This window comes from Streptantibioticus silvisoli (genome assembly GCF_027947535.2).
Taxonomy (GTDB): Bacteria; Actinomycetota; Actinomycetes; order Streptomycetales; family Streptomycetaceae; genus Streptantibioticus_C; species Streptantibioticus_C silvisoli.
Genome location: NZ_JAAGKO020000050.1, coordinates 1 through 17,001 on the forward strand (window position 1 = coordinate 1; position 17,001 = coordinate 17,001).

At 76.1% G+C, this 17,001-nt stretch carries 4 protein-coding genes and 1 pseudogene; all 5 read right to left on the reverse strand.

Annotated features, from left to right (window positions below):
• A partial coding sequence (locus POF43_RS27085) for a non-ribosomal peptide synthetase (RefSeq protein WP_282704800.1) occupies positions 1 to 6,822 on the reverse strand: 6,822 nt, incomplete at its 3' end.
• Between the two features lie 21 nt (positions 6,823 to 6,843).
• The gene (locus POF43_RS27090) at positions 6,844 to 10,269 is read right to left on the reverse strand and encodes a type I polyketide synthase (RefSeq protein WP_282704801.1); all 3,426 of its coding nucleotides are present in this window, start codon (positions 10,267 to 10,269) and stop codon (positions 6,844 to 6,846) included.
• Positions 10,266 to 11,573 carry an MFS transporter gene (locus POF43_RS27095; RefSeq protein WP_271323291.1) on the reverse strand — a complete coding sequence of 436 codons (1,308 nt, stop codon included), beginning with the start codon at positions 11,571 to 11,573 and terminating at the stop codon, positions 10,266 to 10,268. The genes POF43_RS27090 and POF43_RS27095 overlap by 4 nt, the downstream gene beginning before the upstream one ends.
• Positions 11,563 to 15,522, reverse strand: a pseudogene (locus tag POF43_RS27100) (non-ribosomal peptide synthetase); the annotation flags it as partial. The gene POF43_RS27095 and the pseudogene POF43_RS27100, both read right to left, overlap by 11 nt.
• 142 nt (positions 15,523 to 15,664) lie before the next feature.
• Positions 15,665 to 16,765 (reverse strand): ParB/RepB/Spo0J family partition protein, encoded by a 1,101-nt coding sequence (locus POF43_RS27105; RefSeq protein WP_271315509.1) that lies wholly within the window; start codon positions 16,763 to 16,765, stop codon positions 15,665 to 15,667.
• Positions 16,766 to 17,001 lie beyond the last annotated feature (236 nt).

Genomic DNA, 17,001 nt, shown 5'->3' on the forward strand with positions numbered 1-17,001 from the left:
GCCCGGGGTGGGCTCCAGGAAGAAGTCGAGCATCGGGTAGTCGTGGCCGAAGGTGTCGCGCACCCGGGTCATCAGCCGCATCGCGGTGATCGAGTGGCCGCCGAGCTCGAAGAACGAGGAGTCGGTCCGCACGGCGGCCGGGTCGGTCCTCAGCTCGGCGGCCCACAGCTCGCGCACCGCCGCCTCGGTGACCGCGAGGTCCCGGGCGAGGGCGGGGGCGGTGTCCGGGGCCGGGGTCGCGGACGAGGGCGTGTTCGTGGCCGATGGCGCGGTTGGGACCGTGGTCGCGGGCGTGTTCGTGGCCGAGGCCGCGGTCCGGGCCGCGGACGAGGTGGGGGCCGTGGCCGGCGCCGGGGCCCTGACCGCCGGGTCGGGCAGCGCGGCGCGGTCCAGCTTGCCGTTGACGCCGAGCGGCAGGCGGTCCAGCACCACCCAGGCGGCGGGCACCAGGTAGTCGGGCACGAGGGCGGCCAGGCGTCCGCGCACTCCGCTCACGAAGGCGTCCCGGTCGTGCGGCGCGGGGGTGCGGGGGGCACCGTGCGGTCGTCGGCGCTGCGGCGGGTCGAGCGGGTCGGGGGCAGCGGTCGCTTCGGCGCCCGCCACTGCGGCGTCCACCGCTTCGGCGTTCGCGATCCGGACGCCTGCCACGGCGGCGTCCGCCAGGCGGGCACGCGTCGCTTCGGCGTTCGCCATCCGGCCCCCTGCCGCTGCGGCGCCCACCGCACCGGCGCCCGCCACGGCGCGCGGGATCGCGTCCGTTTCCATGTCCGCGTCCGGCGGCTCGGCCGGGACCAGGTAGGCCACGAGCCGTGCGTCGCCGTCCGCGTCGCGGCGGCCCAGGACGGCGGCGTCGCGTACGCCGGGCAGGGACAGCAGGGCGTGGGTGACCTCGCCGGGTTCGACGCGGAAGCCGCGGATCTTCACCTGGTCGTCGGCGCGGCCGATGAACTCCAGCTCGCCGTCCGGCAGTTGGCGGACCCGGTCGCCGGTGCGGTACAGGCGGGCGCCGCCGCCGGCCGGATCGGGCAGGAAGCGTTCCGCGGTCAGGCCGGGCCGGCCGAGGTACCCCAGCGCCACGCCGGTCCCGCCGAGGTACAGCTCGCCGGGTTCGCCGGGCGGCACCGGGCGCAGCCGGTCGTCCAGGACGTGCGGCGTCACGCCGTCGATCGCGGAGCCGACCGGCTGCGGCGTGCGGTCGGCCGGGTCGCCGGGCGGGACCGTGCGGACGGTGGCCAGGACGGTGGTCTCGGTCGGCCCGTAGATGTTGACGACCTCGTACGGCGTCCCGGGCCGGGGCCGGCGGCGCAGTGTGTCGCCGCCGAGCAGCAGGGCCCGCAGCGGCGGCTGCCGGTCGACCGGGAGGGCGAGGAACTCGGTGCCCATCGCGGTCGGCAGCAGGGAGAAGGTGACGCCGGCGTCGGCGTACCAGCGGGCCAGCGCCGACAGGTCCTGGCGTACCGGCGGGGGGACCACGGCGAGCGAGGCGCCGGTGGTCAGCGCGGACCACACCTCCAGCGCGGCGGCGTCGAAGCTCTGGCTGCACACCATCGCGACGCGGTCGGCCGGGGTGAAGCCGAAGCGGGTGCGCTGCCACTGGCACAGGTCGAGCATCGAACCGTGCGTCAGCGCCACGCCCTTGGGCCGGCCGGTCGAACCGGAGGTGTAGATGACGAAGGCGGGGTCGCCGGGCCGGGCCGGGCGGCGGGCCGAGGTGTCGCCGGCGGGCACGGCGGCGGGCGGCGGGGTGTCGCGCGGCGCCGGGGAGCCGTCGGGACCGAGCACGACCGTGCCGGCGGGGACGGCCCCGATGTCGGCGGTACCGGCGGTGACGGCCGGATGGGCGGGGTCGGCATGGGTGGGGTCGGCCGGGCCGGCGGGGTCGGCGGCGACCAGGATCGCGGCGCCGCTCTCCCGCAGGACCGCGTGCAGCCGCTGCCGGGAGTCGACCGGGTCCAGGGGCAGGTAGGCGGCACCGGTGCGCAGGGTGGCGACCATGGCGGTGACGAGTTCCGGGGAGCGCGGCAGCCGGAGCGCGACCACCTGGCCGGGGCCGGCACCGCGGGACCGCAGGACGGACGCCAACCGGGCCGCGCGGTCGGCCACTTGACGGTACGTCACCTGCGTACCGTCGGCGGCCACGACGGCGACGGCCTCCGGGTCGGCGGCGGCCCGCAGGGTGAACGCCTCGTCAAGGGACGCCGGTTCGGCCGCCGGTTCGGCCGCCGCCTCGGCCAGCGGGGTCCGCCACCGGGTGGCGGCGTGCCGGGACAGCGGGACGGCCGGGTCGGCGGTGGCGGCGGTGAGCACCTCGCGGTAGGCGGCGAGGAAGGCGTCGATCGTCGCGGGGTCGTACAGGTCGGTGTTGTAGTCGACGTGCACCCCGACGTCGCCGGCCCGCAGGGTGAGGTAGACGGTGAGGTCGACCAGGGCCTTGTGGGCGGCGGCGTCCAGCGGTTCGGCGGTGACGCCGGGCAGGTCGAGCGGGGCGGCCGGCGAGGTCTCGAACTCGGCCAGCACCTGGAAGACCGGGCTGCGGTCGGCGGACCGGCGCAGCCTCAGCGTGGGCACCACCTCCTCGAACGGCACCGCGGCGTGGTCGTAGGCGTCGAGGGTCACCGACCGTACCCGGCCCAGCAGTTCGCTGAACGCCGGGTCGCCGGACAGGTCGAAGCGCAGCGCGAGGGTGTTGAGGAAGAACCCGACGACGTCCTCGGTACCGGCCGGGCGGTCGGAGACCGGCGTGCCGATCACCAGGTCCTCGGCGCCGGTGAACCGGTGCAGCGTGGCGGCGAGCCCGGCCAGCAGCGCGGTGTACAGCGTCGTGCCGTGCCGGCGGCTCAACGCGGAGACGGCGGCGGTCAGTTCGGGGCCGAGTGCGTCGAAGACGGCTCGGCCCTCGCAGCTCAGCACCGCCGGGCGCGGGTGGTCCGGCGGCAGGGTGACATCGGGCAGGTCACCGCCGAGACGTTCGGTCCAGTACGCCAGGTCCTCGGCGGCGCGGGCCGGCCGGGGCGCGTCGGCGCGTCGGGTGGCGAGCTCGGCGTAGTCGGCCGGGACGGCGGGCAGTGCGTCGGGCTCGCCGGTGACGGCGGCGCGGTAGAAGGCGGACAGGTCCCGGCCGATGACGCCGGCCGACCGGGCGTCGGTGACGATGTGGTGGGTCGACATCACCAGCACGTGCCGGACCGGCGACAGCCTCAGCAGCCGGGCCAGGAACAGCGGCCCCTGCCCGAGGTCGAAGGACCGGCGGCTTTCGAGGTCGACGGCGTCGCGCAGCGCGTCCTCCTCCAGCAGCCCGGTGCAGTCCACCACCCGGAAGTCCGGCACCGCGGTGCGGCGCACGACCTGGCCGGGCTCGCCGCCGACGTCGCGGAAGACGGTCCGCAGCGCGCCGTGCCGTGCCACCACCGAGTCCAGCGCGGAACGCAGCGCGGCCACGTCCAGCGGCCCCTCCAGCCGGATCGCCTGGACCTCGTTGTACGCGCCGCTGCCCGGCCGCAGCCGTTCGTGGAACCAGACGCGCTGCTGCCCCGGCGTGAGCGGAGCGACCCGCTCACCGGCGGGATCCCACGCCGCCCGGTCGTCCGCCGCACGGTCGCCCGGCGAGTCACCTGGCGTACGGTCACTCGTCCCGCCGTTCTCCGTCCCGCCGTTCTCCGTCGTACGCTCCCGCGGCGCGGCGTCCTCCTCCGCGCCGCCCTCACCCGCGCCGTTCTCCCCCGTACCGTCGCGACCCGTGGTGACCTCGACGCGTTCGCGGGGGGCCGGTGCCGGGGCGGGGGGTGCGGTCTCGGGGGCGGCGTAGCGCTGCCGCAGGCGGTCGAGCTGGGTCATGCTGTCGCGCAGCCGGGCCGCGGGGACGCCGAAGTCGACCAGGGCGGCGACCTCGTCGGCGCCGGCCTCGCGCAGCGCGTCGACGACCGGGGCGCAGGTCTCGGGGGTGCCGATCAGGGACCGCTGGTCGCAGTACCGGCCGTAGGCGCGCTCGAAGACGAAGTCGAGGTCCTCGTCGGCCATGGAGTCCAGGTCGACGGTCAGCCCGAGGCTGTTGGTCACGTCGCCGAACATCGACAGCGACGAGCGCATGTAGCGGCTCAGCGGGGCCAGGGCCTCGCCGCGGGCCCGGTCGTGGTCGGCGGCGAGGTAGGTGTGCAGCAGGACGACGACCCGGCCGGCCCGCGGGTCGAGGCCGGCCTCCTGGCGGGTGGCGCGGTACAGGGCGATGTTGCTCGCGAGCTGGGCCGGGTCCTGCGTCATCAGGTTGGTGACGATGCCGAGGTCGTGCCGGGCAGCCCGCCGGTACGACTCCGGCCGGCCGACGGTCGCCGCGAACATCGGCGGCGCGGCCTGCACCGGCCGCGGGAACAGCCGCACGTCGACGGTCTTCCCGCTCCCCGCGGCCCGGCGCACCGCCTCACCGCGCCAGAGCCGGCGGACCTCGTCCAGCTGCTCGTACATCACCTCGCGGTGCCGGCCGAACCGGTCGGGGTGGAAGACGAAGTCGTCCGGCCGCCAGCCCGGGGCGCACCCGATGCCCGCCCGGCCGCCGGACAGCGCGTCGACCATGGCCCATTCCTCGGCCACCCGCACCGGGTCGTGCAGCGGCAGGACGACCGACCCGGCGTGCAGCCGGATCCGCTCGGTCTCCCGGGCCAGCGCGGCGGCCAGCACCGCCGGGTTGGGCGAGATGCCGCCGAACGAGTGGAAGTGCCGCTCCGGCATCCACAGCGTGTGGAACCCGTGCCGGTCGGCGAACCGCGCCGTCTCCACCACCAGGTGGTACCGCTCGGACTCGGGGGTGTCCAGCGGGTAGTCGCCGAAGAAGTAGACGCTGAAGTCGGTACGCCCGGTGGCGGGCACCGCCGGCCCGGGCACCGGCGACCCGGACACCGGCACGGTCCGCGCGACGGCCGTCACGGGGACCGGCCGCGCCGGGGCGGTCGGTGCCGGGGCGGTCGGTGCGGGGGCGGTCGGTGCGGGGGCGGTCGGTGCCGTGGCCTCCGGTGCGGACGTCGCCGGTGCGGTGGCCGCCGGGGCCGGTGCGGGCATCGCCGGTGCGGGGGCGGGCGGTGCCGGGGCGGTCGGTGCGGGGGCGGTCGGTGCCGTGGCCTCCGGTGCGGACGTCGCCGGTGCGGTGGCCGCCGGGGCCGGTGCGGGCGTCGCCGGTGCGGTTGTGCCCGGTGTCACCGCCTCCGGAGCCGGCCGGGCCGGACGGGACCGCGCGGACGGGCGCAGGAAGCCGGCGGCGCGCAGTTCGCGCAGCGAACCGGTGACGGCGTCGGTGACGCGGGCGAGGTCGTCGTCGGTGTGGGCGGTGGACAGGAAGAAGTTGCGCCACTCCCAGACGAAGACGCCCTTGAGCATGAGGTGGTGGTAGAGCAGCTCCATGTCCGCCCGGTGCTCGAAGCGGAACATCGACCCGAAGTGGTTGACCCGCAGCGGGTAGTCCTCCTCGGTGAGGAACCGGTTCAGCCCGGCGGCGAACGCGTCGGTGCGGGCGTTGAGCCGTTCCTGGAGCCCGGGGCCGCTGCGTTTGAGGTGGTCCAGGACGGCGCGCGCGGCCACCATGGACACCGGGTGCTGGATGTACGTACCGCCGAAGAACGTGGTGTCGCGCGGCGGGTAACTGGCGTCACCGTACTGCCACATGCCGCCGTCGATGCCGTCCATGATGTCGGCGCGGCCGGCGATGGCGCCGATCGGGAAGCCGCCGCCGAGCGCCTTGCCGTAGGTGGCCAGGTCGGCGGTGACCCCGAAGTAGGCCTGGGCGCCGCCGAGATGGGGACGGAAGCCGGTGAGCATCTCGTCGAAGAACAGCACGGTGCCGTGCCGCCGGGTGATCTCCCGCAGCCGGCGCAGGAACTCACCGGGCCGCAGGGCGGGATTGCGGCTCTGCACCGGTTCGACGAGCACCGCGGCCAGGGTCGGGCCGAGCGCGTCGACGGCCGCCAGGGCCTCGGGCGTTCCGTAGTCGAGGACGACGAGGTCGCCGACCGCGCCGGCCGGGATGCCGGCGGAGACCGGGACGGTGACGTGGCCGTCGGCGGACCGCACGGAGCGGCCGAGGACGTTGTCGGCGTGCCCGTGGTAGGCGCTGTGGAACATGACGATCTTGTCGCGGCCGGTGGCGTTGCGGGCCAGCCGGATCGCCGCGCTGTTGGCCTCGGTGCCGGAGTTGGCGAAGGCGACCCGTTCCATGCCGGTCAGTTCGGCCAGCAGTTCGGCGGCCTCACCGGTCTCGGCGTTGCGCGGGCCGAGCCGGATGCCGTGCGACAGGTGCTCGTTGACCGCCTCGGTCACGAACGGCGGCTCGTGGCCGAAGAGCAGGATGCCGAAGCCCATGGTGATGTCGGTGTACCCGTTGCCGTCGACGTCCTCGAGCCACGAGCCGGCGGCGCGGCGGGCGGCGATCGGGTACTGCATCTCCTTGGTGGCCCGGCGGAACCCGACGACCGCGCGGCTGTCGGCGAGCACCGGGCGGAAGCGCTGCGCGAGCTGCTTGGAGGTGCGGGTCCTGGCGGTGTACCGGGCGACCAGGTCGTCGACGTGGGCGCGTTGGGCGCCGGTGTCGGAGGAGGCGGCCATCCCGGAGTCCACCGGCACCGACACCCGCGGCCCGTGCGCCCGCGGCACGGTGAGCGCGGCGGGCGCGGGCGCGGCGGGCGCGGGCGGGGTCGGGGTCACGGGCGCGGGTGCGGGGGCGGGGGCGAGGGCCGAGGCGGGCGCGGAGGCCGGGGCGGTTCCGGTCACGGTGGCGACCTGCTGGGTTATCCGGTCCGACAGCCGCAGCATTTCCTGGAGTTGATCGTCCACGGTGCTCATGGCGTTCGTCTCGCTCTCTGGTCAGCGTCCGGCGGCGGCGAAGGTGGTGAGCAGGTGCGAGAGCTGGTTCATCATCTGCGCCTGCACCTGTGCCAGGACCTGGATCTGCTGCGCCAGCGACTCCAGCGTGGGCGCGTCGGCCGTCACCGGGGCCGGGGCCTGCGGCGCGGCGGGAGCGTACGGCGTGTACTGCGGGGCCTGCGGCGGCGCGGGGGCGTACACCGGCGGCTGCGGCGGGAGTTGCGCGTACCCGGGCGCCGGGGCCGGCGGCTGCGGCGGGGCCCAGGCGGGGGCGAACGGCGCCGGGGCGGGGGCCGGGACGGGAGCCGGCGGCTGCGGCGGGGCGTAGGCCGGGGCGGGCGCCTGGGCGTACGCCGGGGGCTGCGGCGCGGGCGGGGCCCACCCGGGCGCGGGGGCCGGGGCGAACGATGCCGGGGCGAACGGCGCCGGGGCCGGGGCGGCCGCGGGGGCGGGGGCGGTCGTGACGCGGCCGGCGACCAGCGCGGCGAGCAGTGCGGGCGTGCCGGCCTCCTCGAACAGCTCGCGCATCGAGACCCTGACCTCGAACTCCTTCTCCACCTCGCGCAGCATGTTGATCATCTGGAGGGAGTCGGCGCCGAGGTCGACGAAGGGGCGGTCCGGGGCGACGTCCGCGGGTTCGCAGCCGGTGTGCCGCACGGTCATCTCGGTGACGGTGCGGGTGATCCGGTCGGCGGTGCGGTCTTCGTGGCGCATGGCGTGCGTCCTTTCGTGGGCCGCGTCCCGGTCGGGGGCTTGGCCGGGCTCGGTGAACTGCGGGAGCGGCATCGGGCCGACCCAGTACGTCCTGCGCTCGAACGGGTAGCCGGGCAGCGGGACCCGGCCGGCCCCGGTGCCCGCCAGCAGCGCGGACCAGGCGATGTCCGCGCCGCGGCAGTACATTTCGGCGGCCGCCTCGACGAGGGTGGCCTCCTCGCGGCCGCGGCGCTGGGTGGCGACCGCCGGGACGCCGGGCGCGGCGCGGCGGGCGATGGCGGTGAGCGTGCCGGTGGGTCCGGCCTCCACGACCGCGGTGTGGCCGCCCGCGGCGAGCCGGGCCAGGACGAGGTCGTAGCGCACCGGTTCGGCCGCCTGCCGTACCAGGTGGCCGGCGTCGGGGCGCCAGCCGGGTTCGCGCACCACGCCGTCCAGGCCGCTGACGAAGGCGGTGGTCAGCGGGGCGAACGGCACGGTGGCCGCCAGTTCGCCCCAGGCCCGCAGCGCCGGTGCGAGCAGCCGGGAGTGGAAGGCGCGGTTGACCGCGAGCAGGTGGCTGCGGGTGCCGTGCCCGTCGCACAGGGCGGCGGCGCGGCGCAGGGCGTCCGGCGGTCCGGCCAGTACGTGGTCGTGCTCGCCGTTGACCACCGCGAGGTCCAGCCCGGGTACGGCGGCGAGCAGCGCGTCGGTCTGCGGCCGGCCGGCCGCGACCGCGAGCATGCCGCCCTCGGGGCTGAGCCGGCGCATCGCCTCGCCGCGGCCGACCGCCAGCCGCATGCCGTCGGCCGGGGACAGCGCGCCCGCGGCCGTGAGGGCGGCGAGCTCGCCCACGCTGTGCCCGGCGACAGCGCCGGGCGTCACCCCCAGCTCCCGCCACAGCCGCAGTGTCGCCAACTGGTGTGCGTACAGGGCTGGTTGGGCCAGGTCGGTCTCCCAGACGCGGTCGTCGCCGGGGCCGGTGAGGTCCGGCAGCAGCGAGCGGCCGGTGAGCGCGTGGTAGGTCGCGTCGCACTCGCGGAGCGCCGCGCGGAAGACCGGGTGGCGGTCGTGGGCGGCCCGGGACATGCCGGGGTAGGTGCTGCCCTGGCCGGAGAAGACGAAGGCGGTCGTCCCGGGCCGCTCGGGCACGGTGCCGGTGAAGCGGGCGGGGCGGGCGAGCGCGGCGGCCAGGCCGGTGGTGTCGGCGCCCAGGACGACCGCGCGGTGCCGGAAGTGCCGCCGTCCGGCGCCCGCGGTGAGCGCGATGTCCTGCGGCGCGAGGCCGGGGTGGGCGGCGAGGTGGGCGGCGTGGCGGTGGACGGCCTCGCCGAGGGCCGCCGCGCTGCGGGCGGACACCGGCAGGGGCAGCTGCGGCAGGGGGCGGACGGCGGGGCGCGGCCGGGCGGGCGGTGCCTCCTCGACGATGAGGTGCACGTTGGTGCCGCCGACGCCGAGCGCGGTGACGCCGGCCCGGCGCGGGTGGGCGCCGCGCGGCCAGGCGGTCGGCCCGGTGGGGATCCAGAACGGGCTGGATTCCAGGTCGAGCCGGGGGTTGGGGGTGGTGAAGTTGGCCAGCGGCGGGATGACACCGTGCCGCAGCACCAGGATGGTCTTGATGAGCGCGGCCATCCCGGCGCAGGAGTCGAGGTGGCCGATGTTGGGCTTGACCGAGCCGATGGCGCAGTAGCCGCGGCGGTCGGTCGATTCGCGGTGGGCGGCGGTCAGGCCGGCGAACTCGATGGGGTCGCCCTTGAGGGTGCCGGTGCCGTGGGCCTCGACGTAGCCGATGGTGTCGGCGGCCACCCCGGCGGCGGCCAGTGCCCGGGAGACGGCGGCCTGCTGGCCGGTGGCGCTGGGGGCGGCGAAGCTGGTCTTGCGCCCCTGGTCGTTGCCGTCGTTGTTCAGGCCGGCGCCGAGCAGGACGGCGTGCACGGTGTCGCCGTCGCGCAGCGCGTCGGGCAGCCGTTTGAGCAGGACGGCGGCCACCCCGTTGCCGCCGACGGTGCCGTCGGCGGCGGCGTCGAAGGCCCGGCAGACGCCGGTGCGCGACAGGATGGAGCCCTTGACGTAGCCGTAGCCGAGGATCTGCGGCACGTGGATCGCGGCGGCGCCGGCCAGCGCGAGGTCGCTCTCGCCGTCGAGCAGCGACCGGCCGGCGAGGTGGACGGCGGACAGCGACGAGGAGCAGCCGGACTGCACGCCGACGGCCGGGCCGGTCAGGCCGATCTGGTAGGCGGGGCGGGTGGCGATGAAGTCGGCGTGGTTGCCGTTGGTGATCTGCGCGCCGGCCACCCAGTCCTCCCAGCCGTGCGCGAGCAGGTTGCTGACCAGGTAGTTGCGCATGGAGTACAGGTGGTAGCCGGTGGCGGCGAAGACGCCGACGCGGGTGCCGGGCGCGGTGTCGGCGTAGCCGCCGTCCTCCAGGGCGTGGTAGCAGGTCTCGATGAACAGCCGCTGCTGCGGATCGGTGACGCGGGCGGTGTTGCCGCTCATGCCGAAGAAGCCGGCGTCGAAGTCGGTGATGCCGGGGAAGACGCCGCTGGCGCCGACGAACGCGGGGTCGAGGTACTGCTCGGCGGGGACGCCGGCCCGGGCGAGTTCGTCGCGGGTGAAGCGCCGCACGTGGTTGACGCCGCCCTCGATGACGCGCCAGAAGGCGTCGGGGGTGTCGGCGCCGGGGAACCGGAAGGACATGCCGATGACCGCGATGGCCCGTTCGCCGGCGGCTGTCATGAGCTCACTTCCTTCATCGGGGCGGCCGGTTCGGGCACCGCCGGCTCGGGGGTGCCGGGGCCGGCGCGCAGCCTGCGCAGGGCGAGGGCGGCGAGGAAGACGGCGCCGCAGCCGATGGCGGTGCCGTGCGAGACGGCGACGACCGACAGCGGGGTGTGGTGCTCCAGCAGCAGCGCGGTGAGCACGGTGCCGGAGCCGAAGCCGAGGTTCTCCGCCATCGACGAGCAGCCGAAGACGTAGCCGCGGTCGTCGTCGGGCACGGTCTGCAGGCGCGAGAGGTAGGCGTTCTCGGTGAACCCGTCGGCCATGCCGGCCAGCAGGGCGAACGCGACGCCGAGTACCAGCGGCGGGCCGGTGAAGACCAGGATGAAGCCGGCCGACATCGCGCAGGTGCCCAGGGCGAACGCCGCCTCGCCGATGCCGCGTCCGGTGCGGGCGGCCCAGCGGACCACCAGGCGCTGCACGACGATGTTGCCGATCGCCCAGGTGGCCCAGAACCGGCTGACGAACGCGGCCGGGTGGCCGGCGTCGAGCGCGGTGGAGTACACCGGCAGGCCGACGTTGTGCGAGGCGGAGCCGAAGCCGTCGACGGCCCGGATGGCGATCATCGCCAGCAGTACCGGGGTCGGGCGCAGCACGCCCAGGCCCTTGCGCAGGGCGGCGAGACCGGCGCCGGGCGCGCCGGGCGGCGGCGGGCCGGCGCGGCGGGTGCGGATCGGCAGCCACGCCATGGTGGCGACCGACACCGCGAAGGTGACGGCGTCCAGCACGAAGGCGGCCCGGTAGCCGAGGGCGGAGACCACGACGCCGGCCGAGGCGAAGCCCAGCACCATGGCGAAGGCGCGTCCGGTGGCGAGCAGCGCGTTGGCGCGGACCCGCAGGGCGGCGCCGACCATCTCGGGGACCGCGCTGCGCAGTGCCACCTGCGACAGGGTGCCGCCGGCGCCGGCGACCACCGCGACCGTGTACAGCGCCACCGTGCGGCTGCCGCCGGGGGCGCACAGCAATGCGACCAGGGCGAGGGCCTGCGAGCTGTCGCCGGCCATCATGACGATCTTGCGGGAGTGGCGCGAGACGACACCGCCGCTGACGAACCCGGTGCAGAAGCCGACCGCCAGCCGGGCGGCCATGATCAGACCGGTCTGCAGGGCGCTGCCGGTCACCTGGAGGGCGAACAGGTTGAGCGCCACCATGTTGAGGTAACTGCCGTAGGAGGAGACGGCGTTGCCGGCCACCAGGAAGCGGAACCAGCGCATGCCGGCGGCCGGGGCGCCCGGTGCGGCGGCGCCCGGGTCAGCGGACATCGCCGGCTCCGGCGGGGAGGGCGGCGGCGGTGCGCAGCGCCTCGCCGACGGTCTTGCCGATGACGGCGAGGGGTTCGGCGTCGAGCATCCGGGCGTGCCGGCAGTCGACGGGCACGTTGTCCACCGTCGCGTCGGTGAAGGACGTCCAGACCTCGGCGGTGGGCGCGCCGGCCGGGCGGTCGGCGGCGGCGGTGAAGAACAGGATGTCGCCGTGGTAGCGCGGTGGCCGGTAGGTGTGCCGCAGTTCGCGGTGGTAGGTCATCGCCCGCAGGACCAGGGGCAGTTCGTCGGGGGCGAGGCCGTCGACGCCGCCGATGGCCTCGTGCAGGAAGTCCAGCGCGCCGTCGTCCTCCCAGTCGGGCAGGTCGGCGTCGAAGTCCTCGTCGTGTTCGCCGCCGGGCGGCAGCAGGGGCCGGCCGGCCGGGTCGAGGACCGGGTAGCCGTCCAGCAGGGCCAGCAGGGCGACGCGCTCGCCCTCGGCCTCCAGCTGGGCGGCGACGGCGTAGGCGGCCAGGCCGCCGAAGGACCAGCCGAGCAGCTGGTAGGGGCCGTGCGGCTGGACGGCGCGGATCCGCTCGGCGTAGCCGCGGGCCAGGGCGGGCAGGTCGGCGGGCGGGGCGGTGTCGCGGGACAGGGCGGGCGACTGGAGGGCGTAGACCGGGGTTTCGGGGTCGAGGTGGGGCAGCAGGCCGGTGTAGGACCAGCCGATGCCGCTGCCGGGGTGGAGGCAGAACAGCGGCCGGCCGCTGCCGCGGGCCCGCACCGGCAGCAGGGCGCCGAACGGTTCGTCGCCGTCGGCGGGCCGTTCCCCGGTCTCCAGGCGGGCGGCGAGGCCGGCGACGGTGGGGGTCTCGAACAGGTCGCGCATCCGCAGGCGGGCGCCGAAGGAGGAGTCGATCAGGCCGATCAGCCGGGCGGCGAGCAGGGAGTGGCCGCCGAGGTCGAAGAAGCCGTCGTCGGTGCCGACCTGGTCGCGGTCGCGGCCCAGGACCCGGGCGAACAGGTCGCACAGCGCCGCCTGGACGGCGGTGGCCGGCGCGCGGTGCCGCGGGCCGGCGGTGAATCCGGGGGCGGGCAGCGCGGACCGGTCGAGCTTGCCGTTGGCGGTCAGCGGCAGGGCGGGCAGCGTCACGACGGTGGCCGGCACCATGTAGTCGGGCAGCGCGCGGGCGGCCAGCGCGCGCAGCGCGGCGCTCTCCACGGTGGCGTCCGGGTCGGTGGGGACGGCGTAGGCGACCAGCCGGCGGTCGCCGGGGGTGTCCTCGCGCACCACGACGGCCACCTGGGCGACGCGGGGGTCGGCGGCCAGGACGGCCTCGATCTCGCCGGGCTCGATGCGGAAACCGCGTACCTTGACCTGCTGGTCGGCGCGGCCGAGCACTTCCAGCTGCGCGTCGGCGTTCCACCGCGCGAGGTCGCCGGTGCGGTACATCCGGGCGCCGGGCGGTCCGAACGGGCAGGCGGTGAAGCGTTGCGCGGTCGCCGCCGGGCGGTCGAGGTAGCCGCGGGCCAGTCCGGTGCCGGCCGCGTACAGTTCGCCGGCCACGCCCTGCGGGACCGGGTTGAGCGCGGCGTCGAGCACGTACAGGCGGATGTTGGCCTGCGGGCGGCCGACGGGCACGATGCCGGGCGGCGGTTCGCTTCCGGGTAGCAGGCGGTACTCGGCGCAGTTGACGGTGATCTCGGTGGGGCCGTAGACGTTGCGCACGACGGTGGCGGGGTGGGCGGTCCGCCACGGGCGCAGGGCCTCGCCGGTGAGGATCTCGCCGCCGAGCAGGAGTTCGCCGCTGGGTGAGTAGGCGGCGGGGGCCTCGGCGAGGAGCGGCAGGTGGCTGGGGGTGGCCTTGAGGAAGGTGACCGGGTGGGCGGACAGGTGGACCGCCTCGGCGGGGTCGCGTTCGGTCAGCGAGGCGAGCAGGACGCAGCCTCCGGCGGCCAGCGGTCCCCACAGGCCGGTGACGGTCAGGTCGAACGACAGTGAGGTGTGCAGCAGCGCGGTGCCGGTGATCGACGGGTAGGTGCGCGCGCACCAGGTCACGTAGTCGGCCAGCGCGGAGTGCGCGACGACGACGCCCTTGGGGCGGCCGGTGGAGCCGGAGGTGAAGATGACGTAGGCCGGGTTGCCGGGCCGGGCGCGCGGCCGCGGTGCGGTGGCGGGCGCGGTGGCGAGCGCTTCGGTGGTGCGGGGGCTGTCGAGCCGCAGGTCCGGCACGCCGCAGCCGGGCGGGACGGTGACGCCGGTGGTGGTGAGCAGCAGCAGGGGGCGGGCGTCGGCGAGCATGACCGCCAGCCGGTCGGCCGGGTAGGCGGGGTCCAGCGGTACGTAGCCGCCGCCGGCCTTCCAGACGGCGAGCAGGGCGACGACCGCGTCGGCGCAGCGCGGCAGGGCGACGGCGACGAGGGTCTCGGGGCCGACACCGCGGTCGGTGAGCAGGTGGGCGAGGCGGTTGGCGCGTTCGTCGAGTTCCCGGTAGGTCAGCACGCTGGCGCCGTCGATGACGGCGGGGGCGCCGGGGGTGGCGGCGGCGTGGCCGGCGAACAGCTGCGGCACGGTGCCGCCGGGCGGTGCGGTGTCCTGGCCGTTCCACGCCACCAGCAGCCGGTGGCGCTCGTCGCCGGACAGCAGCGCGACGCTGTCGAGGGGCACGGACGGATCGGCGGCGACGGCCTCCAGCACCCGCAGCAGTTGGCGGCCCATGCGTTCGACGGTGGCGCGCTCGAACAGGTCGGTGGCGTAGTGGATGTGGCCGACGAGTCCGCCGGGGGCGCCGTCGGGCCCGAGGGTCTCGGCGAGGGTCAAGGTGAGGTCGAACTTGGCGGCGCCGCCGGTTCCGGGTTCGAAGTCGACGGTGAGGCCGGGCAGTTCGAAGTCGGAGTCGCCGGCGTTCTGGTGGAAGACCAGCATGACCTGGAAGACCGGGTGGCGGGCCAGCGAGCGCGGCGGGTTGAGGATCTCCACGATGCGTTCGAAGGGCAGGTCCTGGTGGGTGTAGGCGCCCAGCGCGGTCTGCCGGACCCGGTCGAGCAGGGTGCGGAAGCCGGGGTTGCCGGAGGTGTCGGTGCGCAGCACGAGGGTGTTGACGAAGAAGCCGACCAGGTCTTCCAGCGCCTCGTCGCCGCGGCCGGCGGTGACGGTGCCGAGCGGGATGTCGGTGCCGGCGCCGAGCCGGGTCAGCAGCAGGGCGAACGCGGCCTGGAGCACCATGAAGGAGCTGGCGCCGGCCGCGCGCCCGACGGCGGCCACCGCGTTCCACAGTGCGCGGGGCACCTCCAGGTCGACGGCGTCGCCGCGGTGGCTGCTGCTGGCGGGCCGGGGGCGGTCGAAGGGCAGCGCCAGCTGGTCGGGCAGGCCGGCGAGCCGGTCGCGCCAGTAGGCGGACTGCAGCGACAGCTCGCTGTGCGGGTCGTCCTCCTCGCCGAGCACCTCGCGCTGCCACAGCGCGTAGTCGGCGTACTGCACCGGCAGCGGCTCCCAGTCGGGGGCGGTGCCGGCCAGCCGGGCGGTGTAGGCGGCGCGCAGGTCGCGGAAGAGCGGTCCGGTCGACCAGCCGTCGTTGGCGATGTGGTGGATGACCAGCGACAGCACGCTCACCTCGGGCGCCAGGGTGAACAGGTCGGCGCGCACCGGCAGTTCGGCGGCCAGGTCGAAGGGGTGGCGGGCGCAGGCGGTGAGTTCGGCGGCCAGGTCGGCCTCGCGCAGCGGGCGGTGGCCGAACGGGGTGCGGGCGGCGGGCCCTTCGAGGATCTCCTGCCGGGGTACGCCGTCGGTGGCGGGGAAGACGGTGCGCAGGCTCTCGTGCCGCTCCAGCAGGTCGTCGAGCGCGGCGCGCAGCGCGGTGGCGTCCAGCGGGCCGGTCAGCCGCAGGACCATCGGGATGTTGTAGACCGCGTTGGGGCCTTCCAGCCGGTCGATGAGCCACAGTCGCTGCTGTGCGAACGACAACGGGACCACGGCGACGCCTCCGCTTTCCTGCGCGATGGTTGGTGGGGTTGCGCGCGGCCGCCGGGGTGCGGGCGGCCTTCCGTGCCCCGCGGCGGTCCGGGGCGGGGGGTGTGCCGGCGGTCCCGCGGGTCGCCCCGCGGGGCCGCGTTCAGCTCCTGCCCGGCCCGTCGCCGTCGCCGTCGCCCCCCGCGCCGGTGCGGCGGGCCTCGTCGATGGCGTCGGCGAAGTACAGCCAGTCCTCGGCGTTGCGGCGGGCGAGCTGGCTGACGGAGTCGGCGCAGTGGGCGGGGATGCCCTCCACGAACCGGTCCCAGACCTCGGGCCCCATCGGGTGGGCGCCCAGCAGCCGCAGGAAGAGCCGGCCGACCTCGGTGAACCGCAGGCTGGGGTCCCTGCGGAGCACGAGGATGGCCGGTTCGGCGTCCCGGTTGGGCCGCACCGGGGCGGCCGGCCGCGGTTCGGCGAGCGGGGCGGCCGGCCGGCAGGGCTGCGGCGGCGGCACGACCCCGTCCGGTCCGTGGTCGCCGGGCAGCGGTCCGCGGCCGAGCCGCAGGCGTTCCCTGACGTCCCGGGCGGTGGCCACCGAGACGCCGGCCGCTCTGGCGATGGCGCGCAGTGAGGCGGTGGGCGTGGCCGTCACCACGGCGGCGGCGCGGCGCCGGCCGTCGGTGGCGTCCAGGGGGCGGGTGCGCCCGTCGCGGCCCAGCCGGGTGTTCAACTGCGGAACTTCCCACGTCGAACGCCTGACGCCGCCGACGGTCTTGGCGGACAGTCCCACGGCCGCCGCGATCCGCCGGTCCGACCAGTGCGGGTGGCTGATCATGATGCGGCGGGCCGCCGCCGACCGGGCCGCCCGCGACAGCGGCAGGCCGTGGCCGGAGTTGAGCCGGACGGCGAGCACGAAGGCGTCGGCGGGGCTGCCGTCGAAGAAGCGCGCGCCGATGGTGGTGTCGCCCTTGAGCTGGGCGGCCCGCAGCCGGTGGACGCCGTCGATGACCTGCATGGTCGGCCGGTGCACGACGATCGGCGGCAGCGGCAGGTCGCAGTCGGCCAGGCCGAGGACGTGGCCGTGGTCCTCGCCCTCGATCCGGGGGGTGGCGGTGGAGCGCAGGGCGCTGAGCGCGACGGTCTCCACGGCGTCGCCGACCGCGCAGATCAAGGTCTCGTCGCCGGCGGCGTCCTCCAGGTCGGCCGCGCCCGCGACCGGCAGGGCGAGGCCGACGACGGGTTCGGAACTCGCGCTGGTCATGACCGCGACTCCCCCACCGTCCGGCCGCCGCGGCGGGTGGTGGGCGACCGGTGGGATTCGCCGGTCGTTAAGAAATTGAATGTCATAGGCTCAAGCACCATTACTGGTTCGCTCCTGACCCATTCCCTGATGCCCGCGCCAGCCGCCGGCCCCCGTGTTCATCGTCGCCGTGATGCTGCCAGGACCCATCCCGGCCCGCAAGGCTCGTATCCGCTGGATCAAGGAAGTCGGCCGAG

Bases quoted from the DNA above. Each gene is read 5' to 3' on its own strand.
- POF43_RS27090 (WP_282704801.1), bottom strand. From the start codon at position 10,269: ATGACAGCCGCCGGCGAACGGGCCATCGCGGTCATCGGCATGTCCTTC.
- POF43_RS27095 (WP_271323291.1), bottom strand. From the start codon at position 11,573: ATGTCCGCTGACCCGGGCGCCGCCGCACCGGGCGCCCCGGCCGCCGGC.
- POF43_RS27105 (WP_271315509.1), bottom strand. From the start codon at position 16,765: ATGACCAGCGCGAGTTCCGAACCCGTCGTCGGCCTCGCCCTGCCGGTC.